Annotated in this window: 2 protein-coding genes; both read left to right on the top strand. The window is 72.4% G+C overall.

Annotated features, from left to right (window positions below; genetic code table 11):
• A partial coding sequence (locus FK268_RS23130; RefSeq protein ID WP_193560323.1) for an alpha-hydroxy-acid oxidizing protein occupies window positions 1-562 on the top strand: 562 nt, incomplete at its 5' end.
• Window position 563: 1 nt separating this feature from the next.
• Window positions 564-681: creatininase family protein (locus FK268_RS23135; RefSeq protein ID WP_158636211.1), on the top strand; the 118-nt coding region annotated here is incomplete at its 3' end.

The following is a 681-nucleotide window of genomic DNA, read 5'->3' on the forward strand; positions in this document are numbered from 1 at the left end:
GCCCGACCTCACCGCACCCAACCTGGTCGACCGCGGCGAGACCGGCCCCACCTTCTTCGGCGCGTACTACCAGTGGATGAACACCCCGCCGCCCACCTGGGAGGACCTGGAGTGGCTGCGCGAACAGTGGGGCGGCGAATTCATGGTCAAGGGCATCACCCGGCTTGACGACGCGAAGCGCGCCGTCGAGATCGGCGCCACCGCCATCTCCGTGTCCAACCACGGCGGCAACAACCTCGACGGCACGCCCGCCTCGATCCGCGCGCTCGGCCCCATCGCCGCCGCCGTGGGCGCCGACCTCGACGTCCTGCTCGACGGCGGCATCCGCCGCGGCAGCGACGTGGTCAAGGCCCTCGCCCTCGGCGCGAAGGCCGTCATGATCGGCCGCGCCTACCCCTGGGGTCTCGCCGCCAATGGGCAGGCGGGCGTCGAGAACGTCCTCGACCTGCTGCGCATGGGCGTCGACTCGACCCTCATGGGCCTGGGCCGCGGCGACGTCGCCGAGCTCAGCCGGGACGACTTGATCATCCCCGAGGGCTTCGACCGCGTCCTCGGCGCGTGAGATGACCGAGCTCGCCGCGCTGACCTGGCCGGAGGTGCCTCCGGCCGGGCCGGTGCTGGTCGTGCCCGTCGGCTCTGTCGAACAGCACGGCCCGCACCTTCCCCTGGACACCGACACCC

It is taken from the genome of Tsukamurella sputi (assembly GCF_007858445.1).
GTDB lineage: Bacteria > Actinomycetota > Actinomycetes > Mycobacteriales > Mycobacteriaceae > Tsukamurella > Tsukamurella sputi.